At 33.3% G+C, this 20,802-nt stretch carries 18 protein-coding genes; 7 read left to right on the top strand and 11 right to left on the bottom strand.

What is annotated here, in order from left to right:
- The first annotated feature begins 19 nt into the window (after positions 1–19).
- The 4 genes from H2650_RS02590 (at position 20) to H2650_RS02575 (ending at position 3,969) form a co-directional block, all read left to right on the top strand.
- Positions 20–1,891 carry an Nramp family divalent metal transporter gene (locus tag H2650_RS02590; protein WP_188049194.1) on the top strand — a complete coding sequence of 624 codons (1,872 nt, stop codon included), beginning with the start codon at positions 20–22 and terminating at the stop codon, positions 1,889–1,891.
- Positions 1,892–2,016: 125 nt separating this feature from the next.
- Positions 2,017–2,664 carry a metal-dependent transcriptional regulator gene (locus H2650_RS02585; protein WP_188049193.1) on the top strand — a complete coding sequence of 216 codons (648 nt, stop codon included), beginning with the start codon at positions 2,017–2,019 and terminating at the stop codon, positions 2,662–2,664.
- 2 nt (positions 2,665–2,666) lie between these two features.
- Positions 2,667–3,485, top strand: coding sequence for a ZIP family metal transporter (locus H2650_RS02580; protein ID WP_188049192.1), 819 nt, complete (start codon positions 2,667–2,669; stop codon positions 3,483–3,485).
- A 61-nt stretch (positions 3,486–3,546) separates the two neighbouring features.
- Positions 3,547–3,969: a hypothetical protein gene (locus H2650_RS02575; protein WP_188049191.1), complete on the top strand. Its 423-nt coding sequence runs from the start codon at positions 3,547–3,549 to the stop codon at positions 3,967–3,969.
- On the opposite strand, the gene H2650_RS02570 is transcribed toward H2650_RS02575, so the two are convergent.
- The 4 genes from H2650_RS02570 to H2650_RS02555 all read right to left on the bottom strand — a co-directional run bounded on the left by H2650_RS02570 (position 3,966) and on the right by H2650_RS02555 (position 7,267).
- Positions 3,966–4,091, bottom strand: coding sequence for a FeoB-associated Cys-rich membrane protein (locus H2650_RS02570; RefSeq protein WP_188049190.1), 126 nt, complete (start codon positions 4,089–4,091; stop codon positions 3,966–3,968). The two genes, H2650_RS02575 and H2650_RS02570, sit on opposite strands and share 4 nt — an antisense overlap.
- A gap of 6 nt (positions 4,092–4,097) precedes the next feature.
- Complete coding sequence (gene feoB / locus H2650_RS02565; RefSeq protein WP_188049189.1) at positions 4,098–6,200, bottom strand: ferrous iron transport protein B; 2,103 nt, start codon at positions 6,198–6,200, stop codon at positions 4,098–4,100.
- On the bottom strand, positions 6,194–6,436 hold the full coding sequence (locus H2650_RS02560; protein WP_188049188.1) for a FeoA family protein: 243 nt from the start codon (positions 6,434–6,436) through the stop codon (positions 6,194–6,196). Before H2650_RS02560 ends, feoB begins: the two co-directional genes overlap by 7 nt.
- 165 nt (positions 6,437–6,601) lie before the next feature.
- Entirely contained in the window at positions 6,602–7,267 is a 666-nt protein-coding gene (locus tag H2650_RS02555; RefSeq protein ID WP_188049187.1) for an SCO family protein, read from the bottom strand.
- 231 nt (positions 7,268–7,498) lie between these two features.
- Here H2650_RS02555 and H2650_RS02550 point away from each other — a divergent pair, with 231 nt between their 5' ends.
- Both H2650_RS02550 and H2650_RS02545 read left to right on the top strand, forming a co-directional pair.
- Positions 7,499–9,562 (top strand): M13 family metallopeptidase, encoded by a 2,064-nt coding sequence (locus H2650_RS02550; protein ID WP_188049186.1) that lies wholly within the window; start codon positions 7,499–7,501, stop codon positions 9,560–9,562.
- Between the two features lie 143 nt (positions 9,563–9,705).
- On the top strand, positions 9,706–11,769 hold the full coding sequence (locus H2650_RS02545; RefSeq protein WP_188049185.1) for a M13 family metallopeptidase: 2,064 nt from the start codon (positions 9,706–9,708) through the stop codon (positions 11,767–11,769).
- A gap of 62 nt (positions 11,770–11,831) precedes the next feature.
- Here the strand turns inward: H2650_RS02545 and H2650_RS02540 are convergent, their stop codons facing one another.
- The 5 genes from H2650_RS02540 to H2650_RS02520 all read right to left on the bottom strand — a co-directional run bounded on the left by H2650_RS02540 (position 11,832) and on the right by H2650_RS02520 (position 17,946).
- Positions 11,832–12,764 carry an EamA family transporter gene (locus H2650_RS02540; protein ID WP_188049184.1) on the bottom strand — a complete coding sequence of 311 codons (933 nt, stop codon included), beginning with the start codon at positions 12,762–12,764 and terminating at the stop codon, positions 11,832–11,834.
- 1 nt (position 12,765) lies between these two features.
- Positions 12,766–13,608 carry an SDR family NAD(P)-dependent oxidoreductase gene (locus H2650_RS02535; RefSeq protein ID WP_188049183.1) on the bottom strand — a complete coding sequence of 281 codons (843 nt, stop codon included), beginning with the start codon at positions 13,606–13,608 and terminating at the stop codon, positions 12,766–12,768.
- A 42-nt stretch (positions 13,609–13,650) separates the two neighbouring features.
- A complete protein-coding gene (locus H2650_RS02530) occupies positions 13,651–15,978 on the bottom strand; it encodes a M28 family peptidase (RefSeq protein ID WP_188049507.1) in 2,328 nt (775 codons plus the stop codon).
- 91 nt (positions 15,979–16,069) lie between these two features.
- Positions 16,070–16,420, bottom strand: coding sequence for a hypothetical protein (locus H2650_RS02525; RefSeq protein ID WP_188049182.1), 351 nt, complete (start codon positions 16,418–16,420; stop codon positions 16,070–16,072).
- Positions 16,420–17,946 (bottom strand): bifunctional GNAT family N-acetyltransferase/carbon-nitrogen hydrolase family protein, encoded by a 1,527-nt coding sequence (locus H2650_RS02520; RefSeq protein ID WP_188049181.1) that lies wholly within the window; start codon positions 17,944–17,946, stop codon positions 16,420–16,422. The genes H2650_RS02525 and H2650_RS02520 overlap by 1 nt, the downstream gene beginning before the upstream one ends.
- 185 nt (positions 17,947–18,131) lie before the next feature.
- On the opposite strand from H2650_RS02520, the gene H2650_RS02515 reads away from it, so the two are divergent.
- Positions 18,132–18,455, top strand: a complete 324-nt coding sequence (locus H2650_RS02515) for a single-stranded DNA-binding protein (protein WP_188049180.1) — start codon at positions 18,132–18,134, stop codon at positions 18,453–18,455.
- A 115-nt stretch (positions 18,456–18,570) separates the two neighbouring features.
- Here H2650_RS02515 and H2650_RS02510 read toward each other — a convergent pair whose 3' ends face one another.
- Together H2650_RS02510 and H2650_RS02505 are read right to left on the bottom strand one after the other, a co-directional pair.
- Positions 18,571–19,827, bottom strand: a complete 1,257-nt coding sequence (locus H2650_RS02510; RefSeq protein WP_188049179.1) for an OmpA family protein — start codon at positions 19,825–19,827, stop codon at positions 18,571–18,573.
- A gap of 280 nt (positions 19,828–20,107) precedes the next feature.
- The gene (locus tag H2650_RS02505) at positions 20,108–20,800 is read right to left on the bottom strand and encodes an HAD family hydrolase (protein ID WP_188049178.1); all 693 of its coding nucleotides are present in this window, start codon (positions 20,798–20,800) and stop codon (positions 20,108–20,110) included.
- Positions 20,801–20,802 lie beyond the last annotated feature (2 nt).

Below are 20,802 nucleotides of genomic sequence, written 5' to 3'. Positions count from 1 at the left end.
TTGCTTCAAATAGTTGAAGATGGGTAAATCATTAGAAGAGGTCCACGGATCAGTTTCGACAGAAAATAAAAAATCAGTTTTTAGAAAAATACTAGCCTTTTTAGGACCAGCTTACTTAATTAGTGTGGGGTATATGGATCCCGGAAACTGGGCGACAGATATTGCCGGAGGAAGCCAGTTTGGTTATTCCTTACTTTGGGTTTTATTGATGAGTAATATTATGGCTTTGTTATTACAAAGTTTTAGTGCCCGATTAGGAATCGTAACACAGCTCGATTTGGCTCAAGCTTCTCGTGCTACTTATTCAAAATTTATTAATTACATTCTCTACTTTTTGGCCGAAATTGCTATCGCGGCTTGTGATCTTGCTGAGGTTTTAGGAATGGCCATTGGTATCAATTTACTATTTGATATTCCGTTGATCGAAGGCGTACTTATTACCGTTTTAGATACGTTTTTACTTTTGTTTCTTATCAATAAAGGAATTCGAAAAATGGAAGCCTTTATTATTGTTTTAGTTGTGATAATTGGAGTTTCTTTCGTTTTCGAAATGTTTTTTGCGCAACCCGAATTAGATAAAGTTTTATACGGCTTAATTCCCTCTATGCCAAATGAAGCGGCGCTGTATATTGCAATCGGAATTATTGGAGCAACCGTAATGCCTCACAATTTATATTTGCATTCCTCTTTGGTTCAAACCAGAAAGTTTGACAGAACACCTTCTGGAATTAAACAAGCGATAAAGTATAATTTTATTGATTCGACGATTGCTTTGAATTTAGCTTTTTTTGTAAATGCTGCTATTTTAATTTTGGCAGCAGCCACATTTTATAAAAGTGGAATGCACGAAGTCGCCGAAATTCAAGATGCACATAAATTTTTAGCGCCGCTGTTAGGAACTAAATGGGCTCCTATATTATTTGCAGTTGCGCTTATTGCTGCCGGGCAAAGTTCGACCGTTACAGGAACATTAGCCGGTCAGATTATTATGGAAGGTTATCTTAATTTAAGAATCCAACCTTGGGTGCGCAGAATTATTACAAGATTAATCGCTATTGTTCCGGCTGTGGTTGTGATCAGTATTTTTGGAGACGGAGTGACCGGAAAACTGTTGATTTTTAGTCAAGTGATTTTAAGTTTACAGTTAGGGTTTGCTATTATTCCTTTAATCCATTTTGTGAGCGATAAAACAAAAATGAAAGGATTTCATATTAGCAGAATCACTCAAATTGCGGGCTGGACTGTTGCTTTAATTATTGTTTCCTTAAATATTAAATTGGTATATGACGAAATAAAAGGGTGGTTAGACGCTGCTGAAAACCCACTTATTTTATGGTTGACTGTGGTGCCTTTGGCATTTGCTTTTCTACTATTGCTTTTCTATATCATTTTCAAACCTTTCGTTTCAAAATCAAAAATCGATATTCAAAATCATTCGCCACACAATTTGAAATTAAAATTTGAAGAATCGGGTACTTTAACTCATAAAAATATTGCTGTAACGGTAGATTTTTCTGATTCTGATGAGGTAGCGTTAAATACTGCTTTTAAGTTGGGTGGCAAAAATGCAGAGTACACTTTAATACATATCGTAGAGACGGTAGGAGCAATGGTGTACGGTGAAAAAGTAGATGATCATGAAACATTAATTGACGAAAAACTGCTAAATGAATATAAAGAAATGCTATCTGCAAAAGGTTTTAGCGTTGCCATAAAGTTAGGATTTGGAGATCCAGCCAAAGTAATTCCAACCATTATCAACAAAGAAAATTTTGATATTTTAGTAATGGGAACACACGGTCACACGGGATTTAAGGATTTAATTTTTGGAACTACAGTTGATAAATTGAGACATAAAATATCTATTCCGTTGCTAATTGTTAAAAATTAATGTTTTCCTGGAGCTAATCCAGCTATCCGTTACAATCTTTTAAAATTTGCTAAAGGGCGCAAATTTTAAAAGGATTTCCACTGCTATCTGGGCTAAAAAAATAGTAATCGTTAATCAAAAATCAAATGACTTATTCAGAAGAGAATTATCTCAAAACAATATACCATCTTACTTCGGCTTCAGAATATGCCATAAGCACCAATGCCATTGCCGAAAAAATGGAAACTAAAGCTTCATCTGTTACAGATATGCTTAAGAAATTATCCGAAAAGGATTTGATTAATTACATCAAATACCAAGGGGTTTCCTTAACAACGCAAGGATTACTCGCTGCAAAAATGATTGTTAGAAAACACCGACTTTGGGAATGTTTTTTAGTAGAAAAATTAGATTTTTCTTGGGATGAGGTTCATGATATTGCCGAGCAATTAGAGCATATTAAATCGGAGAAATTAATCAATAAATTGGATGATTTTCTTGGTAATCCTACTGAAGATCCGCATGGAGATCCTATTCCAGATGCCAATGGAATGATCATCAAAATAGAAAAACGACTGCTTTCTGAATTAGAAAAAAATCAAGCTGGAATTTGTGTGGGTGTCAAAGATACATCTTCAGATTTTTTGCAATATTTAGACAAGCAAGAAATTGCTTTGGGTTCGCAAATTCAAATTTTAGAAAAAGAAAGTTTTGATTCTTCTTACCTAATTCGTGTGGGAAACAAAGAGATCATGATATCTAATAAAATTGCTAGTAACATATACGTTAAATAATTATGTTTCAATCTATAATTGATTATTTCACTGCTATCGATCCTATTTTAGCGGCTTTATATGCCAGTTTGTTTACTTGGTTTCTTACTGCTTTAGGAGCTTCTTTTGTATTTATGTTCAAAACCATGAACCGTACCGTTCTTGATGGAATGCTTGGTTTTACTGGTGGCGTTATGGTTGCCGCTAGTTTTTGGAGTTTATTGGCTCCAGCCATAGAAATGACAGGTGGCGAAGGTTTTGCAAAAGTGATACCTGCGGCAATTGGTTTTTTCCTGGGTGCTTTGTTCATTTTTGGAATCGACAAAGTGTTGCCGCATCTTCATATTAATTTTAAAGTCAGTGAAGGAATTAAATCGCCTTGGCAACGAACTACTTTGCTAGTTTCTGCAATTACTTTACATAATATTCCTGAAGGTTTAGCGGTTGGAGTACTTTTTGGAGGTGTAGCTGCTGGAATTCCAGAAGCTTCTATCGCTGGTGCAGTTACCTTAGCCATTGGAATTGGAATTCAGAATTTTCCAGAAGGAATTGCTGTTGCCATGCCATTGAGAAGAATGGGAATGAGCAGATGGAAAAGTTTTATGTACGGACAATCTTCAGCAATTGTTGAACCTATCGCTGCTGTTTTGGGCGCTTTTGCTGTAACTTTTTTCACGCCAATTTTACCTTATGCTTTAGCTTTTGCCGCTGGCGCGATGATATTTGTAGTCGTTGAAGAAGTGATTCCAGAAACACAACAAGATAAAAATACAGATATTGCTACGATGGGATTTGTGGGCGGATTTATTATAATGATGGTTTTAGATGTTGCCTTAGGGTAAGTTTTTATTTACTTTTAAAGCTAGAAAAGTGTATATTTATCACAAAATAAAAAAACTGACAATGAAAAAAGTTGTAACATTTCTGTTTATTGTACTTAGCTCCATCGCTATTGCTCAAAATAATACTGTAGCGAAGCAAAAATTCATTAAAGTGAAACTAAACAGTTGTATTGAAGGAGAAGGGTATCATTTACTGTTGAAAGAAGTATTAACAGATTCCCGTTGTGCTACAGGTGTAGATTGTATTTGGGCTGGCCAAGTTTCGGCGATAGTAGCCGTTTACAAAGATTCAAAATTTATTGAAGAAAAAACCATGGTTTTAACGAAGACTGTTGATGCAGAAAATTTAAAGTGGATTAATTCCTATCTAAATCAAAGTCAAAGAGTAATTAATAGTTTAACAATTAGTCCGTATCCAAATGTGAAGAAGGTTATAAAGCCTGAGGATTATTATTTAGAAATAGGTTATATGCAGTACAATTAACCACAACTTCCACAACCGCTTCCACAGTCTTTATCTGACTTTTTACTTTTGAAAAAGAATTTTTTGATTAGAAAAGCAATAGCAATTCCAAGTACAACGAAGGCTATTATTTCTTGATACATAATTTGTTATTTTAGAATTTGATAGGCTAATAAAGCCACTAGATAAGCAAATCCAGACATAAATACCAGTTGACCTAATGGCCATTTCCAAGAATTAGTTTCTTTTTTTGTTATAGCTAATGTTCCAGCACATTGCATAGCAAAAGCATAAAACAGTAGTAATGATATACCAGAAGCAAAATTAAAAACCTTTTCACCAGTTATAGGATTTACCTCGGCTGCCATTCTGTTTTTGATGGTAACTTCATTATCACTTCCGCCAACGCTATAAATGGTTGCTAATGTTCCCACAAAAACCTCTCTCGCTGCAAACGAACTGATGATGGCAATTCCTATTTTCCAGTCATAACCTAATGGTGAAATAGCAGGTTCAATAGTTTTTCCCATTAAACCAATATAAGAATTTTCGAGTTTTTGAGAAGCCACTGCGTTTTCAAACTCTTGATGAGGTAACGGATTATTTTTATTGTTTTCGGTTACTATTTTTTCTGCATTATTAAAGTTTTTCCCAGGACCGTAAGAAGCTAAAAACCATAATATAATAGATATTGCTAGAATAATTTTTCCTGCTCCAAGTACAAAGGCCTTCGTTTTTTCAATCACATTTATAGCTACATTTTTAAATAATGGTAATTTGTAATTTGGCATTTCTACAACAAAATACGTTTTCCCTTTTATTTTCAGTATTTTATTTAAAATGTAAGCGGAGAAAATGGCTGTTCCAAAACCAATTAAGTATAACAACATTAACGTTAATCCTTGCATATTCAAAAAGCCAAAAATATGGATGTCAGGTATTACCAGTCCAATTATAATTGCATATACGGGAAGCCTAGCCGAACAAGTCGTAAATGGAGTTACTAAAATAGTAATCAGTCTTTCTTTCCAGTTTTCGATGTTACGAGTAGCCATAATAGCAGGAATAGCGCAAGCAGTTCCTGATATAAGAGGAACCACACTTTTTCCTGACAAACCAAATTTTCGCATAATTTTGTCCATTAGGAAAACAACTCGGCTCATATAACCACTCTCTTCAAGTATCGAAATAAACATGAAAAGAAATGCGATTTGTGGTATGAATATTAAAATCCCTCCAATTCCTGGAATAATTCCTTGCGAAATTAAATTAGTCAAAACACCTGCCGGCATTATTTCTGCGGAATAAGCGCTTAGTGAAGCAAATGTGCTATCAATAAAATCCATAGGAATAGTTGACCATTCAAAAATAGATTGAAAAATAACAAACAAGATCAAAAAGAATATTACATATCCCCATACTTTGTGCGTTAGTACGCGATCTAATTTGCTTCTATAATCTTTTGCAATCGAAGTGTCAATTTTCAAACCTTCCTTCAGAACATCGTTGATGAATTGGTAGCGTTTGATGGTTTCTTTTTGTTGTAAACGTTTTAAATCAGAGTGAGATTTAGTAAATGAACTTCTAATTTCGTTACGTTCTAGATTTAAGAAATTTACATCTTGCGTAATTACCAACCATAATTTATACAACAACTGGTTTGGAAATGCTTTGCGTAAACTATCAAAATATTCAGGGTCAATGACAGAAGCATTCAAACAAGATTCTGTCGAAAGCGTTCTGTAAGTAATAATCATTTCTTTCAATTCCTGAATTCCAAAACCCTTTCTTGAACTGATCAGTGCGATTTTAGTTTTTAGCTGTTCTTCCAGATACGGAATATCTAAAGAAATTCCTTTGAACTTCATTCGGTCTGCCATATTAATGACTAAAATCGTAGGAATTTCAAGGTCTTTAATTTGGGTAAAGAGAAGTAAGTTTCGTTTTAAATTTTCTACATCAGTTACTACTAAAGCAACATCAGGATATAACTTATCATTTTTGTTAAGCAATAATTCAATAACAACATTCTCATCTATTGAACTAGCATTTAGGCTATAAGTTCCTGGTAAATCAAGAATATTTGCTTTGATATTATTGGGTAATTTGCAAAAACCAATCTTTTTTTCAACTGTTATTCCAGGGTAATTCCCAACTTGTTGATTTAAACCTGTGAGTTGATTAAAAACGGAAGTTTTACCAACGTTTGGATTGCCAATTAAGGCAATATTGATGTCTTGTTTGCTTACCATAAGTTGAGTTTTATAATGTCAACTTCAATTTCTTTTGCTGTTTCCACTCTGATTGCAACATGCGAACCGTTAATGTTTAAAAATAAAGGATCTCCAAAAGGAGCAATCTGAAGTAATTCAACCACATTACCAGGCAAACAACCCATTTCCAATAATTTTAAAGGAACGGCATCGATGTCAAAGTCTTTTATGATGGCTTGTTCGCCTTTTTTGAGAGAATGTATCGTGGTGTGCAAAGCTTATTTAGATTGAATTAATATTGCAAAAGTACACATTTTAAAACAAACAAAAATGATAAATATCACATTTGTATGCTAATTGAATCTAAACAAATAAAGGCTGTGATAAAGTAATTGTGTATTTTGTAAGGAAATTTTTAGACCAATAGAAATTAGATTCGCCTATTCATTACTTAAAAAAGTAATATCTTCGATTAATCGTTGGATATCTTCTTTTTTGGTGCCGTCATAAAATCCTCGAACGCGTTTTTTAGTATCGACCAAAACAAAATTTTCGGTGTGAACCATGTCGTATAATTCACTTGGTTTTCCCAATTTTACAGCCAAATAGGATTTTCTGGCCATCGTGTAAATTTCTTTTTTGTCACCCGTAACTAAATTCCATTTTGAATCATTCACGTTGTGTTTTATGGCATAAGCTTTTAACACGGGAACACTATCTGTTTCTGGGAAAACAGTGTGAGAAAGCAATTTTACTTTTGGATTATTGGCAAAGGCTGTTTGAATTTCAGAGAGATTAGAAGTCATTTTTGGACAAATCGATCCACAAGTGGTAAAAAAGAAATCGGCAACATATATTTTTCCTTCGTAATCTTTTTGAGTAATAGTTTTTCCATTTTGATTGATGAATGAAAAATCACCAATAGTATGGTATTTACTTTTATACTGTACAGTGCTATCTACTAATTCTGGGTTTACATCTGCAGGATTATAAATAGGAAGCGTTTTTTTTGGCTTTAAAGCCGAATAAAACAACGATAAAACGATGGCTGAAAAAACAATAAAAACACCTAAAAAGAGTCTGTATTTTTTAAGAATTGCTAACATAATGCTATTTTGATGCAAAAATACAAAAACCTAATCGGTTACGATCTAAATTAACATAATCTTATTCAGTAAGATTGCACTCCATTTTTAGTAAAGATTACTACTGTTTTTAAGAGGATTTAATTTATAATTTACTGTTAATACAATTGTTAATTCTCAAATTAACGCAATCTTGTAAATAAATAAAATAATTAATGATAGCTTTGTATTTCTAATTAAACTCGATAAAAAATGAAATTAAAGCTTTATAAAAAGTTTCTTTTTGTGATTCCTGCAATAATAGGATTTACTGGAACGCAAGCGCAGTCTGTTCCTGTTACGAAAGTACCAGGAATTAATGTCTCAAATATTGATAAAAAAGTGAAGCCCAATGATGACTTTTTTAGGTATGTAAACGGAATGTGGTTGGATAAAACTGAAATTCCAAGTGATAGAACTTCTTGGGGAAGTTTTAACGAATTGTTGAAGAAAACCGATAAAGATGCAATGGATATTTTGAAAGAAGCTTCCAAAAATCCAGTTTATACTTCAAGTACTGACCAAGGAAAAGCGGTCAATCTTTTCAACACTATTTTAGATACAGTAGGAAGAAATAAAAGAGGAATCACTCCACTTGAGCCTTATTTTGCTCAGATTGATGCGATTAAAAATGCTAAGGATTTACAAAAATTCTTAATTGAAATGGAACCTATTGGTGGTGCTGGTTTTTTCGGCATTTATATAGGTGCTGATGATAAAGACAGCAACAAAAATTCTGTTTTTCTAGGTACAGGATCTTTGGGTATGGCAGATAAAGATTATTATTCTGCAAATGATAAAGATTCTAAAGAAAAAAGAAAAAAATATGAATTGCATGTAGCTAGAATGTTGCAGTTTATAGGTGAGAATCCAACAAAAGCAGTAGTGAGCGCTCGCAAAGTGTTAGCTTTAGAAACAGCGATGTCACGACCAAGATTAGATCGTGTAGAGCAAAGAGACGGAAGATTACAATACAATCCGATGACTTTAAAAGAATTGGAAAAAATAGTTCCGGAGATCGATTGGAAAAATTATTTTTCTAAATTAGGATTAACTAAACTAAGTACTGTAATCGTTTCTGAGCCAAAATACATGAAGGCTTTGCAAATTATTTTGGCAGAAAATAAAGTTGATGACTGGAAAGAATACATGAAATGGACTTTGTTGAGAGATTCTTCTAAACAATTGTCAACAGAAATAGAATCGGCTAATTTTGATTTTTATGGTAAAACTTTAACAGGAGCCATCAAGGAAAGACCACGTGATGAGCGTGCTTTACAAACTATAAATGGTACAATTGGAGAAGCTTTAGGAAAATTATATGTTGAGAAAATGTTTCCAGCTGCAGCTAAAGCTAAAGCAGAGAACATGATTAAAAATGTTGTTTTAGCTTACCAAAACAGAATTAACGATTTAACTTGGATGTCGGCTGCAACAAAAGTAAAAGCAATCGAAAAGTTAAATAAGATTACAATCAAAATTGGATATCCAGACAAATGGAAAGATTATTCCGCTTTAAAGATTAGCAGTTTAGAAGAAGGAGGAAGCTATTTCGAAAATGTCGAAAATCTTTCGAGATGGGCTTTCAAAGAATCTGTAGATAAATTGTATAAACCTGTAGATAAAACAGAATGGGGAATGTCTCCTCAAACCGTTAATGCCTATTACAATCCGTCTTATAACGAAATTGTTTTTCCAGCAGCCATCTTACAACCCCCTTTTTATAATTATGAAGCAGATGAAGCCGTAAATTATGGTGGAATAGGAGCGGTTATTGGACATGAAATCTCTCATGGTTTTGATGATTCTGGGGCGCGTTACAATGCCGATGGAAATTTAGTTGATTGGTGGTCTGCAGAGGATTTAAAACAATTTACTGCTTTAGGTACTAATCTTGCCAACCAATACAGTGCATTACAACCGTTGCCAGGTATTTATGTAGATGGTAAATTTACTTTAGGGGAAAACATTGGTGATTTAGGTGGAGTAAACGCTGCTTATGATGGTCTTCAAATGTATTTAAAAGCCAATGGTAACCCGGGATTAATTGATGGATATACTCCAGAGCAACGTTTCTTTATTTCTTGGGCTACAGTTTGGCGTACAAAAATGCGTGATGAAGCTATCAAAAATCAAGTTAAAACAGATCCGCATTCTCCAGGAATGTATAGAGCTTATGTCCCTGTACAAAATGTAGATGCTTTTTATGATGCATTCAACATTCAACCAGGAGAAGGAATGTATATTGAACCAGAAAAACGTGTTAAAATCTGGTAATAGTATTTAGATTAAAAAAAACAAATAAAAATCCCATTCGCTACTGAACAAGTAATGAATGGGATTTTTTTGATTTCTAACATTTAACAAATAAATTAAAGTTTTATTAATAGCTTTGTGAGATAACTGAATAACTAATAAAAATGAAAACAATGAAAAATAAGCAACTGCTTTTTGTCATTCCTGCAGTTTTAGGCTTTGCTGTAAGTCAAGCCCAAAATGCTCCCGCTTCTAAGGAGCCTGGAATTAATGTAAATTACATGGACAAGAATGTAAAACCAAGTAATGATTTTTTTCGCTATGTAAACGGAACATGGTTAGACAATACTGCTATTCCAAATGATAGAACGCGTTGGGGAAGTTTTGATGAGCTACGCCAAAGAACCGATGCAGATGCTCTAGAAATTTTGAAAGAAGCAACTACAAATCCAAGTTACAAATCAAACACTGATCAAGGTAAAGCTGTAAATTTATACAGAACTATTTTAGACACAGTAGCAAGGAACAAAGCCGGAATCGCTCCATTAAAACCTTATTTAGCAAAAATTAATGCCGTGAAAAACACTAAGGATTTAGAAGCTTTGCTTATAGAAATGGAACCTTTTGGTGGTATCGGTTTTTTTGGTGCGGGAGTAGGAACAGATGCTAAAAATAGTAATAGAAATGTTATTAATTTAGGTCCCGGCGGTGTAGGATTGCCTGATAGAGATTATTATGTTTCTGAAGATGCTGATTCTAAGGAGAAACGTGCAAAATACGTTTTACACGTTGCTAAAATGTTGCAATTTCTTGGTGATAAACCAGCTGTTGCAAAACTAAATGCAGAAAAAATACTAGCGCTTGAAACTGAAATGTCAGTGCCAAGATTAGACAGAGTAGAACGTAGAGATCGTCGTAAGTCCTATAATCCGATGACATTGGCAGAATTAAGTAAATTGACGCCATCTATCAATTGGAATACCTATTTTACTAAAATTGGATTGACAAAAGTAGATACTGTTATTGTTTCTCAGCCAAAATACATGACCGCTTTAGAAACTATTTTTAAAGAAAATAAAGTAGCAGACTGGAAAGCTTATATGCGTTGGAGTTTATTAAATAGAGCTTCAAGTCAATTGTCTACAACTATAGAAAATGCAAACTTTGATTTTTACGGGAAAACCTTAACTGGAGCTGTAAAGCAAAGACCACGTGATGAAAATGCATTGCAAACTATTAATGGAACTATGGGTGAAGCTTTAGGGAAATTATACGTGGAGAAAAAATTCCCAGCTGAAGCGAAAGCGAAAGCAGAGAAAATGATCAAAAATATATTTTTGGCTTTCGAAAACAGAATCAACAATTTGTCATGGATGTCTGCAGAAACCAAAGTTAGTGCTCTTGCAAAATTACACAAATCAAGAATCAAGATTGGTTATCCAGACAAATGGAAGGATTACTCTGCCTTGACCATAAAAAGTCCTGAAGAAGGCGGAACGTATTTTGACAATGTTAAAAATATTGCGCAATGGCGATTTAATGAAAATATTGCTGAGTTGAGCAAGCCAGTTGATAAAGACAAATGGGGAATGTCACCACAAACAGTTAATGCGTATTACAATCCTTCTAATAATGAAATTGTTTTCCCAGCGGCTATATTGCAACCTCCATTTTATAATTATCAAGCAGATGAAGCGGTTAATTATGGTGGAATTGGTGGTGTAATTGGTCATGAAATTTCACATGGTTTTGATGACTCAGGATCTCGTTACAATGCCGATGGTAATCTTGTTGACTGGTGGACTGCCGAAGATTTAAAGCAATTTTCAGCTTTAACAGGAGCTCTTGCAGCACAGTATAGCGCATTAGAGCCATTGCCAGGAACTTTTGTAGATGGTAAGTTTACACTAGGAGAAAACATTGGCGATTTAGGTGGAGTAAATGCTGCTTATGATGGTTTACAATTGTATCTGAAAGAAAATCCAAATCCAGGATTAATTGATGGGTATACTCCAGAACAACGTTTCTTTATTTCTTGGTCAACCATCTGGCGTTCAAAAATGCGTGATGAAGCACTAAAGAATCAAGTGAAAACGGATCCGCATTCACCAGGAATGTATCGCGCTTATGTTCCTTTGCAAAACATAGATACTTTCTATAAAGCTTTTGACATTAAAGCAAATGATGGAATGTACATCGCACCAGAGAAGAGAGTTAGAATCTGGTAAATACTAATTCAATAAAAAAAATCCCATTTGTGAAAACAAATGGGATTTTTTTTTAAACACTATTAATAGCCTTTTTTTCTAGATTTTCTTAAAGAATGATTCACCATATACAATCCTAGTAAGGTAACACTTCCGCCTATTGCGATCGCCGCGTTTAGCGTTTCGCCAAAGATTATAGCTCCTAAGAGCACTGCTACAATAGGATTGATATAGGAGTAAATCGTACTGATCTCTGCTGGCAGATTCTGAAGAGCATAAATAAAAGCAATAAAAGTAAGTACGGATCCAAAAACAACTAAATAGGCAATAGACCACCACGAAATAGCTGGAATTTGACTTAATGGCACTGATATTCCGGTAGCTCCCGTATAGGCAAAAATTAAAATGCTAGAAAGAAACATTTGTAATCCTAAACTAAAATAGGGATTAAAAGTGGCTGCTTTTTTCTTGGTGTATAATGTTCCAAAAGCCCAGGTTAATGTAGATGCAACAGAAACTAGTATTCCGAATCGGAAACTTGGAATTAAAAAATCGGTCAAATGGTCGTAAAAAATCACACAAATACCGCTAAAACTGATCATCATGCCAATTACAGATAAGCGAGACAAACGCTCTCCTCTAAAAAATGTGATTATAACAACCCATAATGGTACAAGCGCGCCAATTATTGCTCCTAAACCACTACTAATGTACTTGACACCCCAAGTGCTTAATCCGTTGCTTAAAACGAAATTAAGTATGCTAAGAATAATAATCGTTTTCCATTGTTTTCCTTTGGGCCAAGGTGCTTTTTTGAACAGAAAGAAGGAAATATATAAAAAACCACCTAGAAATTGTCTAATTGCTGCAAGTTGCAAAGCAGGCATATGTTTGACGCCTTCTTTTGATGCTATCCAAGTAGTTCCCCAAAAGAAACTTACAAAACACAGCGCTAATATTGGTAATCCAATTATATTGATACGAGACGAAACAGCATTCTTTATTTTAGCTTTCACATTACAAATTTGGTTTTGTAAAAGTATATTTTAAAAGGAGTTCTATTTTGTCATTTTCAATTATTTTTCCAGATGAAGGTTTAGAATGATCAAATTTTGGTAAAACTAAATTTAATTCCCTTGCTTTTTGGGTATAATACTCCTCACGAGTAGGATGAAACGGAGAAACAGCGTTGAAGGTTTCATTCCAATTGTTGGTTTCAATGATTTTTATAATGATACCAATGCAATCTTCTTGATGGATCAAATTGACTACGGCATCAGGATTTTCTAGATTTTCTCTGCCAGCTAAATATTTTCCGGGTTGTCTGTCCTCTCCAATTAAACCTCCAAAACGAAGTATAGTTGTCTTAAAATTTATGTTTTTTTGTAAAATTTGCTCGACTTCTAGTAGTTGTTTGCCACTTTCGGTGTCCGGTTTTGGTATTGTGACCTCAGTTACATTAAGCTGTTGTTCGCCATAAACCGAAGTAGAGCTCACAAATAATACGTTTTTTATTGTTGATTTTTCGATATACGGAATCAAAGAAGCTATCTTTTTCACAAATATTTTTTCGATAGTTGCTGCTTCATCGCCACGAAGTTTAGGAGGAATATCAATTATTAAAGTATCACTTTCTTGCAGAAACGCGCTCATAGAATCTGAGAAAGTATCAGAATTGTTATTTTCTAGAACTACCGGTAAAGAAATGTTTATCAAAAAAGGAGTAATGCCTTCATGTCTTAAAACAGCTAATTTTTCTATAGAAGTAGTAGATCCATTTACTAGAAATCCTTTTTTTATTAATGATTTCGCCAAAGGGAAACCCAACCATCCACAACCTAGAATACTTATTTTTTTCATTTTTATATGTCGTAATTGTTTTTTAGTTTCAAAAATCAGTTTTTATTGATTTAATTTTAAAGTGTCAATAACTATAGGCGTACTGCGTTTTGGTTTAGAATACGTCACAATTGGTGTTACCACAACTGGAGTTGGTATAACTGGAGTTGGTTTTATCTTCTGTCTAATGATAACTGCATCATTAAGTACAAAAGGAGTTGGCATCATCCAATTTTCTCTTTTTTGCATTTTAAATAGTGGATTGGTCATCAAATCAAAAGAACTTTCTAATAATTCCATGTCAAAAAGAACTTTAGAGTCAATACTAAATTGCATTTCTAATGGTGTGTTTTCTACGACATAATAACTAATTATTTTCTTGCCTTTACGTTTGTATAATGAGTTTTTCTGACTTAGTGACTTTACTCCATTTGCTTTAAAATTGTGAATATTCATATTTTCATTAGCAAAAATATCATATCGGTTCACGCTTCTATTCGGAGTGATTAAGATTTTTAAATACCTTTGAGTGCCTATAATTCTATCTTCAAGAAATTCTATCGTGGGTTTATTTAATTCTTTTTTAGGCGCAGTTGCGCTATAGGTAAATCCAGAATTGTATTTGCTAAACAGCGGAATTGCTTCTGCAGCTTGCGCTTCGTTCGGCGTACTGCCTAAATATTTTTTTGTCCAAAAATCCAAGTTAGTGTCGTATGTTAGCCAACTTGCTTTGTTTGTATCTGCATTGTAAAGATATAATAGACTGTTTGATTTGGCTTTTCCATTTTCATAACCCGACTCATAATGTGCTTTGGCAAAAAAGCCAATAGATAATATAAAGAATCCTAATGACCAGATTCCTTTTTTAGAGAAAGCTCCAAAAACAGGAAGTAATAAAACAAATGTAAGTACGGTTAGAATTGCGCTTCCAAACAAAACTTTAAGTCCTAATCCAATTGGAAACATCTGAATAAACGGTGCGATAAGTAATAAGGCAGGAATGCTTAAAATTAAATTTAAACTTCTATTGGATCTTTGAGTTATAATAAAAAATCCAAAAATGAAAAGTCCAAAATAAACAGGGATAATTAAGAATCCAGCTCCTTTTAAAGTAAAAGCGATAGCACAATTAATTAATATCCATAGTAACAATGGAGCAGCATAATAATTTAAGGTGGTTTTTTTGGCAGAAAATCTATGGTAAATTAAGAAGGTAATCGCAATTGCTAATAAAGTAAAAGCACTTATGTAAGCATGGCCATTATAGGTAAATCCGTTCAACAGATCATTATACTGTGGATAAATAACGAGCAATAATTTCCAGATTGCAAAAGAGGTTATGCCTGTTATAATAAGGGAAAGTAATAAAGGGATAAATCCTTTTGTAATTTCATCGAAATAGAGTACTCTTTTTGCGATGCCTACAAATATCAATCCTACAAAAAGGAGTAAAGCAATAATTGCCATTGGCAACACCCAGCTAAAAGGATAGTTAATGAAGGAATAAGGGACAGAAAAATAGACATAATCTTCTGTTTGTTGCGTGTTTTTTAGATCTGCATTAGAGAAATAATTTAATAATGGCATCAAATAAGAGCCTTGATGTTTTAAGCTATTCTTGTTTAAATGTTTCAAATCATCTTGTGCGGTGTGGTAATTGTAATGATCATCAATAAAGGCAAAATTGTAACCCTGAATATTCCCTTTTTCTCTAAATACAGTCAAATCTGTATCGTTGGGTAGCATTTTGTAAATGCTGTACATTAATGAATTTGATACTGGAAATTTTGTTTTTGCTGCTGCAAATTCTTTAACTAAACCAGCATTTCCTTTATTGGTTTCCATCAGCATATAGCTTGGTCCAGACGTTCCTCTAGCTTCAAAGTTTAGAACTAAACCAACCTCCTTTGCCCATTGATGTTGAGTAACAAATAAAGCAGCACCATTTAATCCTAATTCTTCTGCATCAGAAAACAAAATGATAATATCGTTTTTATGTGGGGTTTTGTTGTATAGAAACGCCCGAACACTTTCTAGAATTGTTGCCACTCCCGAACCTGCATCACTCGCTCCTAGAGAATAGGAATGTGGAGCACTATCATAATGGGTAAGTAATAATAAAGCTTTTGAGTTATTAGTTCCTTTTATTTTAGCCAGAATATTTTTAGATTTCACTAAATTTCCCCATTCCGTCAATGTGTATCCTTCTTGAATAGAAGTTTGTAATCCTAAATCATCAAGTTCTTTTACAAGATAATTTGCTACTACTTCATGATTCTGAGAACCAACATAATGCGGTTGTTTTGCAATTTCCGCCACTTTAGTTAAGGCTCTTTGTGTCGAAAATTCCGTAAGCATTCCTTCGTCATCATGAGTTCCTTGTGGCATCATTGTGAAGAAAACAAAAGCTAAAGTGAAACAGAGGAATAGAATGGCAATAATAGAGAAATATCTTTTTTTCATTTTTGGTAGAATTGGGGTTCTAAATATCTTTTTTGACTAACATATAAAAATCATTCTCTAATATCATATAGCCTTGATCGTAAAGGAAATAGTAGGTATTGCCTGTTTTTGTCTGTAGAATATTAGTAAAAAAATCAAAGTCAAATCCTTTACTGATCAGCTTTGCTCGGGTTGCTTTAGATTTTCCATCGGGATTAAGTTCGGTTAAAATGCGGTAATTCTTGCGCAACTTGTTATTAATGTTGCGCATGAAATTAGTACTGTCTTTGTTTATTTTGTTGTTGTAGGCGTTGCGACAGCCATCACTGCAAAACTTTTTATCTTCTCGACCTACAATTTTTTCTCCACATTCTAAACAGGCTTTGCTCATTACTTGATTTTTTTAATGTCGTATAAGTCAGTTCTTCTATCTTTAAGAATTCGGACACTTCCATGTTCGTGAAGTTCTTTTAATAAATTTAAATCTACATCTACAATAAGTGTCATCTCTGTATTTGTTGTAGCTTCTGCTTTGATCCCGTTGCTTGGAAAAGCAAAATCAGAAGGAGTGAATACGGCTGATTGTGCGTACTGAATATCCATGTTATTTACTTTAGGTAAATTTCCTACGCAACCGGCTATAGCAACATAGCATTCATTTTCGATAGCTCTTGCTTGCGCACAATGCTTTACTCTAGTGTAGGCATTTTGAGTGTCGGTTAAGAAAGGAACAAATAGAATATTCATGCCTTCATCTGCCATTAATCTAGAGAGTTCTGGAAATTCGACATCATAACAAATCATAATTCCTATTTTACCACAATCGGTATCAAAGGTTTTTATTGTAGATCCGCCAGTCATTCCCCAATGTTGAACTTCATTTGGCGTTACGTGAATTTTAGAATACATCTCAGAAGTTCCATCCCTTTTGCATAAAAACCCAACATTGTATAAGGTGCCATTTTCTAAGTATGGCATACTTCCCGTTATGATATTGATGTTATAAGATATTGCTAATTCTTGAAAACGTTTGCGTATAGGATCAGAATGCTTGGCCAATTCGCGTATTGCTTCTGCTTCTGATAAATGATTGTAATCTGCCATCAAAGGAGCTATAAACAGTTCTGGAAATAATGCAAAATCACTTCCGTAACCAGAAACTACGTCTACAAAAAATTCACATTGTTCAAAAAGAGCTTCTAAATTGTTTAATTGGCGCATTTGCCATTGTACTAATCCTAATCGAATAACACTTTTCTCTAAGTTAATGAGTCTTGGACTTTCGTCAAAATAAATATTATTCCATTCTAATAGAACAGCAAATTCTTTTGAATCTGAATCGCCTTCCAAGTAATTTTTCATTACTCGAATTACGTGAAAATCATTACTCAATTGAAACGAAAGTACCGGATCGTGTAACTCTTTCTTTTTTACTTTCTCTATGTAATTCTTTGGAGTCATTTCCTTGGAATGTTGCCCATAATTAGGAATTCTTCCGGCAAAAACTATCGCTTTTAGATTTAATTGTTCGCACAATTCCTTCCTTGCATCATATAAACGTCTGCCCAAACGCAGTCCTCTATAGTTAGGGTGAATGAAAACGTCAATTCCGTAAAGAACATCTCCGTTTGAGTTATGTGTCGAAAACGAGTAGTTTCCTGTGATATCTGAGTAATTGTGATTTTTATCAACTACACTTTCATCAACAATTAATGATAAAGCAGATCCAACTACTTTTCCGTCTACTAAAATTACCAATTGCCCTTCTGGAAAAATGCTTAATAATTTTTCTATTTGGTGTTCTCTCCAATACGATCCTTCCATTTCAGGATAGGACTCGACCATCGATTTTTTTAGCTCTTTATAGTCATCGTATTTTAAATTTCTTAATTCTACTTTATTTATATGGGTTTGCATACTGAATTGTTTTTACCAAATATAACAATTTATTTCCATTTACAAACGGTTACAATTAATTACAACCGAAAGTAAGTAGTTAGTAACCGAATAATTTTTGAAACGCATCGCATCTTTGCCTTGTTGAAATCGAATAAACGTTTTAACAAATAAACTATATACACTAATATTTAAATTTACACGCCATGAAAAACAAAGTACAATTAATCGGAAGAGTAGGTCAAGATCCTGAAGTAAAAACATTAGAGGGAGGGAAAAAAATTGCAACAATAACTATTGCAACAAATGATGCTTATTACAAAGAAAATGGTGATAAAGTAGAGCAGACAGAATGGCATCGTGTGACCGCTTGGGGAAAAGTAGCTGAAATTATAGAAAAGTTTGTTACTAAGGGAAGGGAAATAGGTATTGAAGGGAAGTTAACTCATAGAAGCTATGATGACAAAAATGGAGAAAAGCGCTATATAACAGAAATTATAGCTAATGAAGTATTGCTTTTAGGAAAGTAATGGAATTTTATTTGCTGTTGATAATAATTATCTAGAGTTATAAATAATAATTATTCAAATAAAAAAAGCCCTAAAGAAATTTCCTTTAGGGCTTTTAAATAATATAGTAATTAGATTATTTTACTCTGAAAGTAACTCTTCTAACTAATTTTCTTGCAGCATCTGAATCTTTTTGAACTGATTTATCTTCACCAGCAGCAACAATGATCAATCTTGAAGAATCGATGTTAGCTTTTAATAAAGTGTTCTTAACATTAGTAGCTCTTGCATTAGATAATTTATCGTTGTATGCAGATCTTCCTAATTCGTCAGCATGACCAATAATTTCAACTGAAGCTGAAGGATTGTTTCTTAAGTAAGTTAAGATAAAATCGATTCCTTCTACAGAAACGTTTGTAGGTTTAGCTTGATTGAAATCAAAGTAAGTACAAACATAACCATCATTGATTAAGTTTTTGATCAATTCGCTATCAGCAATTTTAGTTACATCTGAAGTTTTGCTAGCGTAGTTTTTCAATATATAAGCTTCTGTTTCATCAGGAACATTATTATTGTTCTTGTCAATAGCTCTACCTTTAGTGTCAACCATTGCTCCAGCTGGAGTATTTTTTTCTAAGTCTAAATAATCAGCAACACCATCTTGATCAGCATCAACTAACATGTTTTCTAAACTATCAACTCTGCTTCTTAATGCTAACATATCTTTGTCAACAACAGTAGCCCAGTCAGCATGTTTTTCACTTTTACCTAAGTAAACTGTCAAACCAACAGTACCATTAAAAAGGATTCCACCAAAACCTCTAGAAGAAGCAGCGCTTGCACCATCGAAAGCAGCATCTTGACTAGCGTTAAGAATAGTAGTAAAATCACCTGTTAAAGCAATTCTGTTAGATAATTTAATTTGACCAGTTACACCAGCCATAAAGTTACCCATTCTGTCTTTCAAAGAAGAATTTTGATCTTCTAATTGAGCTAAACCAAAACCAGCATGACCTAATAAACCAATAGTATTAGTCCAAGATTCGAAGTTCATGATTCTACCTAAGTTAGCTACTGCTTGTAAATCTGCTCTGTAGTACTTAGTGTCAAAATCTTTAGATTCACTTTTACCTTGAAAACTGTTGTAACCAAAGTCTGCTTTTAAACCAAATTTGTTGTTGAACATGTATCTAACTCCAAGATCAACTACATAAGGACTTGGTGTAGATGTGAAATAACCAGCAGTCATTGGTCTTTGTGTTTTGTTAACACCACCAGCTAATTCAACAGACCATTTATTATAATCTGTCCCTGCGCTTTTTCCCATATCAGTTTGAGCATTTGCAGTCGAGGCTGCAGCAGCAAAAACTAATGCAAACATTAATTTTTTCATTATTGTAATTTTTATAAGTTTTATGCAAAATTACAACTTATAGTTAGATAAGAAATTTCAATCAGTTAATTATATAAAAAAAAACTAATATTATACAAATAATGGACTGTTTTGATTAGAATGTTGCGTTATAAATTATTTTTTAAACAAATAATTTCGTTTATATAAATAATTTATGAATATTTTTTAAGAAAAAAGCTCCCAAAAACAGTTTATTAAGCTTAAATTATGGTAAATTAAGTTTAATTTAACTTTATTCCTTTTAAAAAACACCCAGTAACTATTGATTTAGTACTGTTAAAACTTGAGTTATTTTATCGAATGTATTAAAATTTTCGTGCTTTATTTCATGATCAATTCTTTCATGTTCCCAAGTAGTATGAAAAGGAATATGAACCGCATGTGCACCAATAGCTAAAACGGGTAAAACATCCGATTTTAAAGAATTTCCAATCATAAAGAATTCTGAAGGTTCGATTTCTAATCTTTTTATCAAATCTTTATAGTCAATTTCTTGTTTATCAGACATCACTTCAATATGATGAAAATACTTTCCTAATCCCGAATTGTGTAATTTTCTGCGTTGGTCTAATAAGTCACCTTTTGTGGCAACAACCAATTTGTATTTGCCATGCAAAGCTTGTAAAGTTTCTTCTACACCTTCTAATAGTACAATAGGCTTTTCAGTCAATTCTTTTCCGTATTGAATAATGCGCTCTATAGCTTGTACCGAAATAGTATTGTTCGAAATTTTCATAGCTGCTTCGATCATAGAAAGAATATATCCTTTTATTCCATAACCGTATATTTTTAAATTGTCAATTTGAATCTTGAAAAGTTCTTTTGCAATTCCTTGATTGGATAAGTAATCACTCATTAAATTACAGAATTTCTCTTCCGTTTCGGCAAAGTAAGTTTCGTTTACGAATAAAGTATCGTCAGCATCAAATGCAATTACTTTTATATTTTTCATAC

The organism is Flavobacterium sp. GP15, from assembly GCF_014281985.1.
Classification (GTDB): Bacteria; Bacteroidota; Bacteroidia; order Flavobacteriales; family Flavobacteriaceae; genus Flavobacterium; species Flavobacterium pygoscelis.
The sequence above is the reverse complement of the archived record's forward strand: the minus strand, read 5'-3'. Positions and strand labels throughout refer to the sequence as shown.

Coding starts and splice junctions, on each gene's coding strand:
- H2650_RS02505 (WP_188049178.1), bottom strand. CDS start 20,800: ATGAAAAATATAAAAGTAATTGCATTTGATGCTGACGATACTTTATTC.
- H2650_RS02580 (WP_188049192.1), top strand. CDS start 2,667: ATGTTTCAATCTATAATTGATTATTTCACTGCTATCGATCCTATTTTA.
- H2650_RS02530 (WP_188049507.1), bottom strand. CDS start 15,978: ATGATGCCACAAGGAACTCATGATGACGAAGGAATGCTTACGGAATTT.
- H2650_RS02520 (WP_188049181.1), bottom strand. CDS start 17,946: ATGCAAACCCATATAAATAAAGTAGAATTAAGAAATTTAAAATACGAT.
- H2650_RS02515 (WP_188049180.1), top strand. CDS start 18,132: ATGAAAAACAAAGTACAATTAATCGGAAGAGTAGGTCAAGATCCTGAA.
- H2650_RS02555 (WP_188049187.1), bottom strand. CDS start 7,267: ATGTTAGCAATTCTTAAAAAATACAGACTCTTTTTAGGTGTTTTTATT.
- H2650_RS02545 (WP_188049185.1), top strand. CDS start 9,706: ATGAAAACAATGAAAAATAAGCAACTGCTTTTTGTCATTCCTGCAGTT.
- H2650_RS02535 (WP_188049183.1), bottom strand. CDS start 13,608: ATGAAAAAAATAAGTATTCTAGGTTGTGGATGGTTGGGTTTCCCTTTG.
- H2650_RS02575 (WP_188049191.1), top strand. CDS start 3,547: ATGAAAAAAGTTGTAACATTTCTGTTTATTGTACTTAGCTCCATCGCT.
- H2650_RS02590 (WP_188049194.1), top strand. CDS start 20: ATGGGTAAATCATTAGAAGAGGTCCACGGATCAGTTTCGACAGAAAAT.
- H2650_RS02585 (WP_188049193.1), top strand. CDS start 2,017: ATGACTTATTCAGAAGAGAATTATCTCAAAACAATATACCATCTTACT.
- H2650_RS02570 (WP_188049190.1), bottom strand. CDS start 4,091: ATGTATCAAGAAATAATAGCCTTCGTTGTACTTGGAATTGCTATTGCT.
- H2650_RS02550 (WP_188049186.1), top strand. CDS start 7,499: ATGAAATTAAAGCTTTATAAAAAGTTTCTTTTTGTGATTCCTGCAATA.
- H2650_RS02525 (WP_188049182.1), bottom strand. CDS start 16,420: ATGAGCAAAGCCTGTTTAGAATGTGGAGAAAAAATTGTAGGTCGAGAA.
- feoB (WP_188049189.1), bottom strand. CDS start 6,200: ATGGTAAGCAAACAAGACATCAATATTGCCTTAATTGGCAATCCAAAC.
- H2650_RS02510 (WP_188049179.1), bottom strand. CDS start 19,827: ATGAAAAAATTAATGTTTGCATTAGTTTTTGCTGCTGCAGCCTCGACT.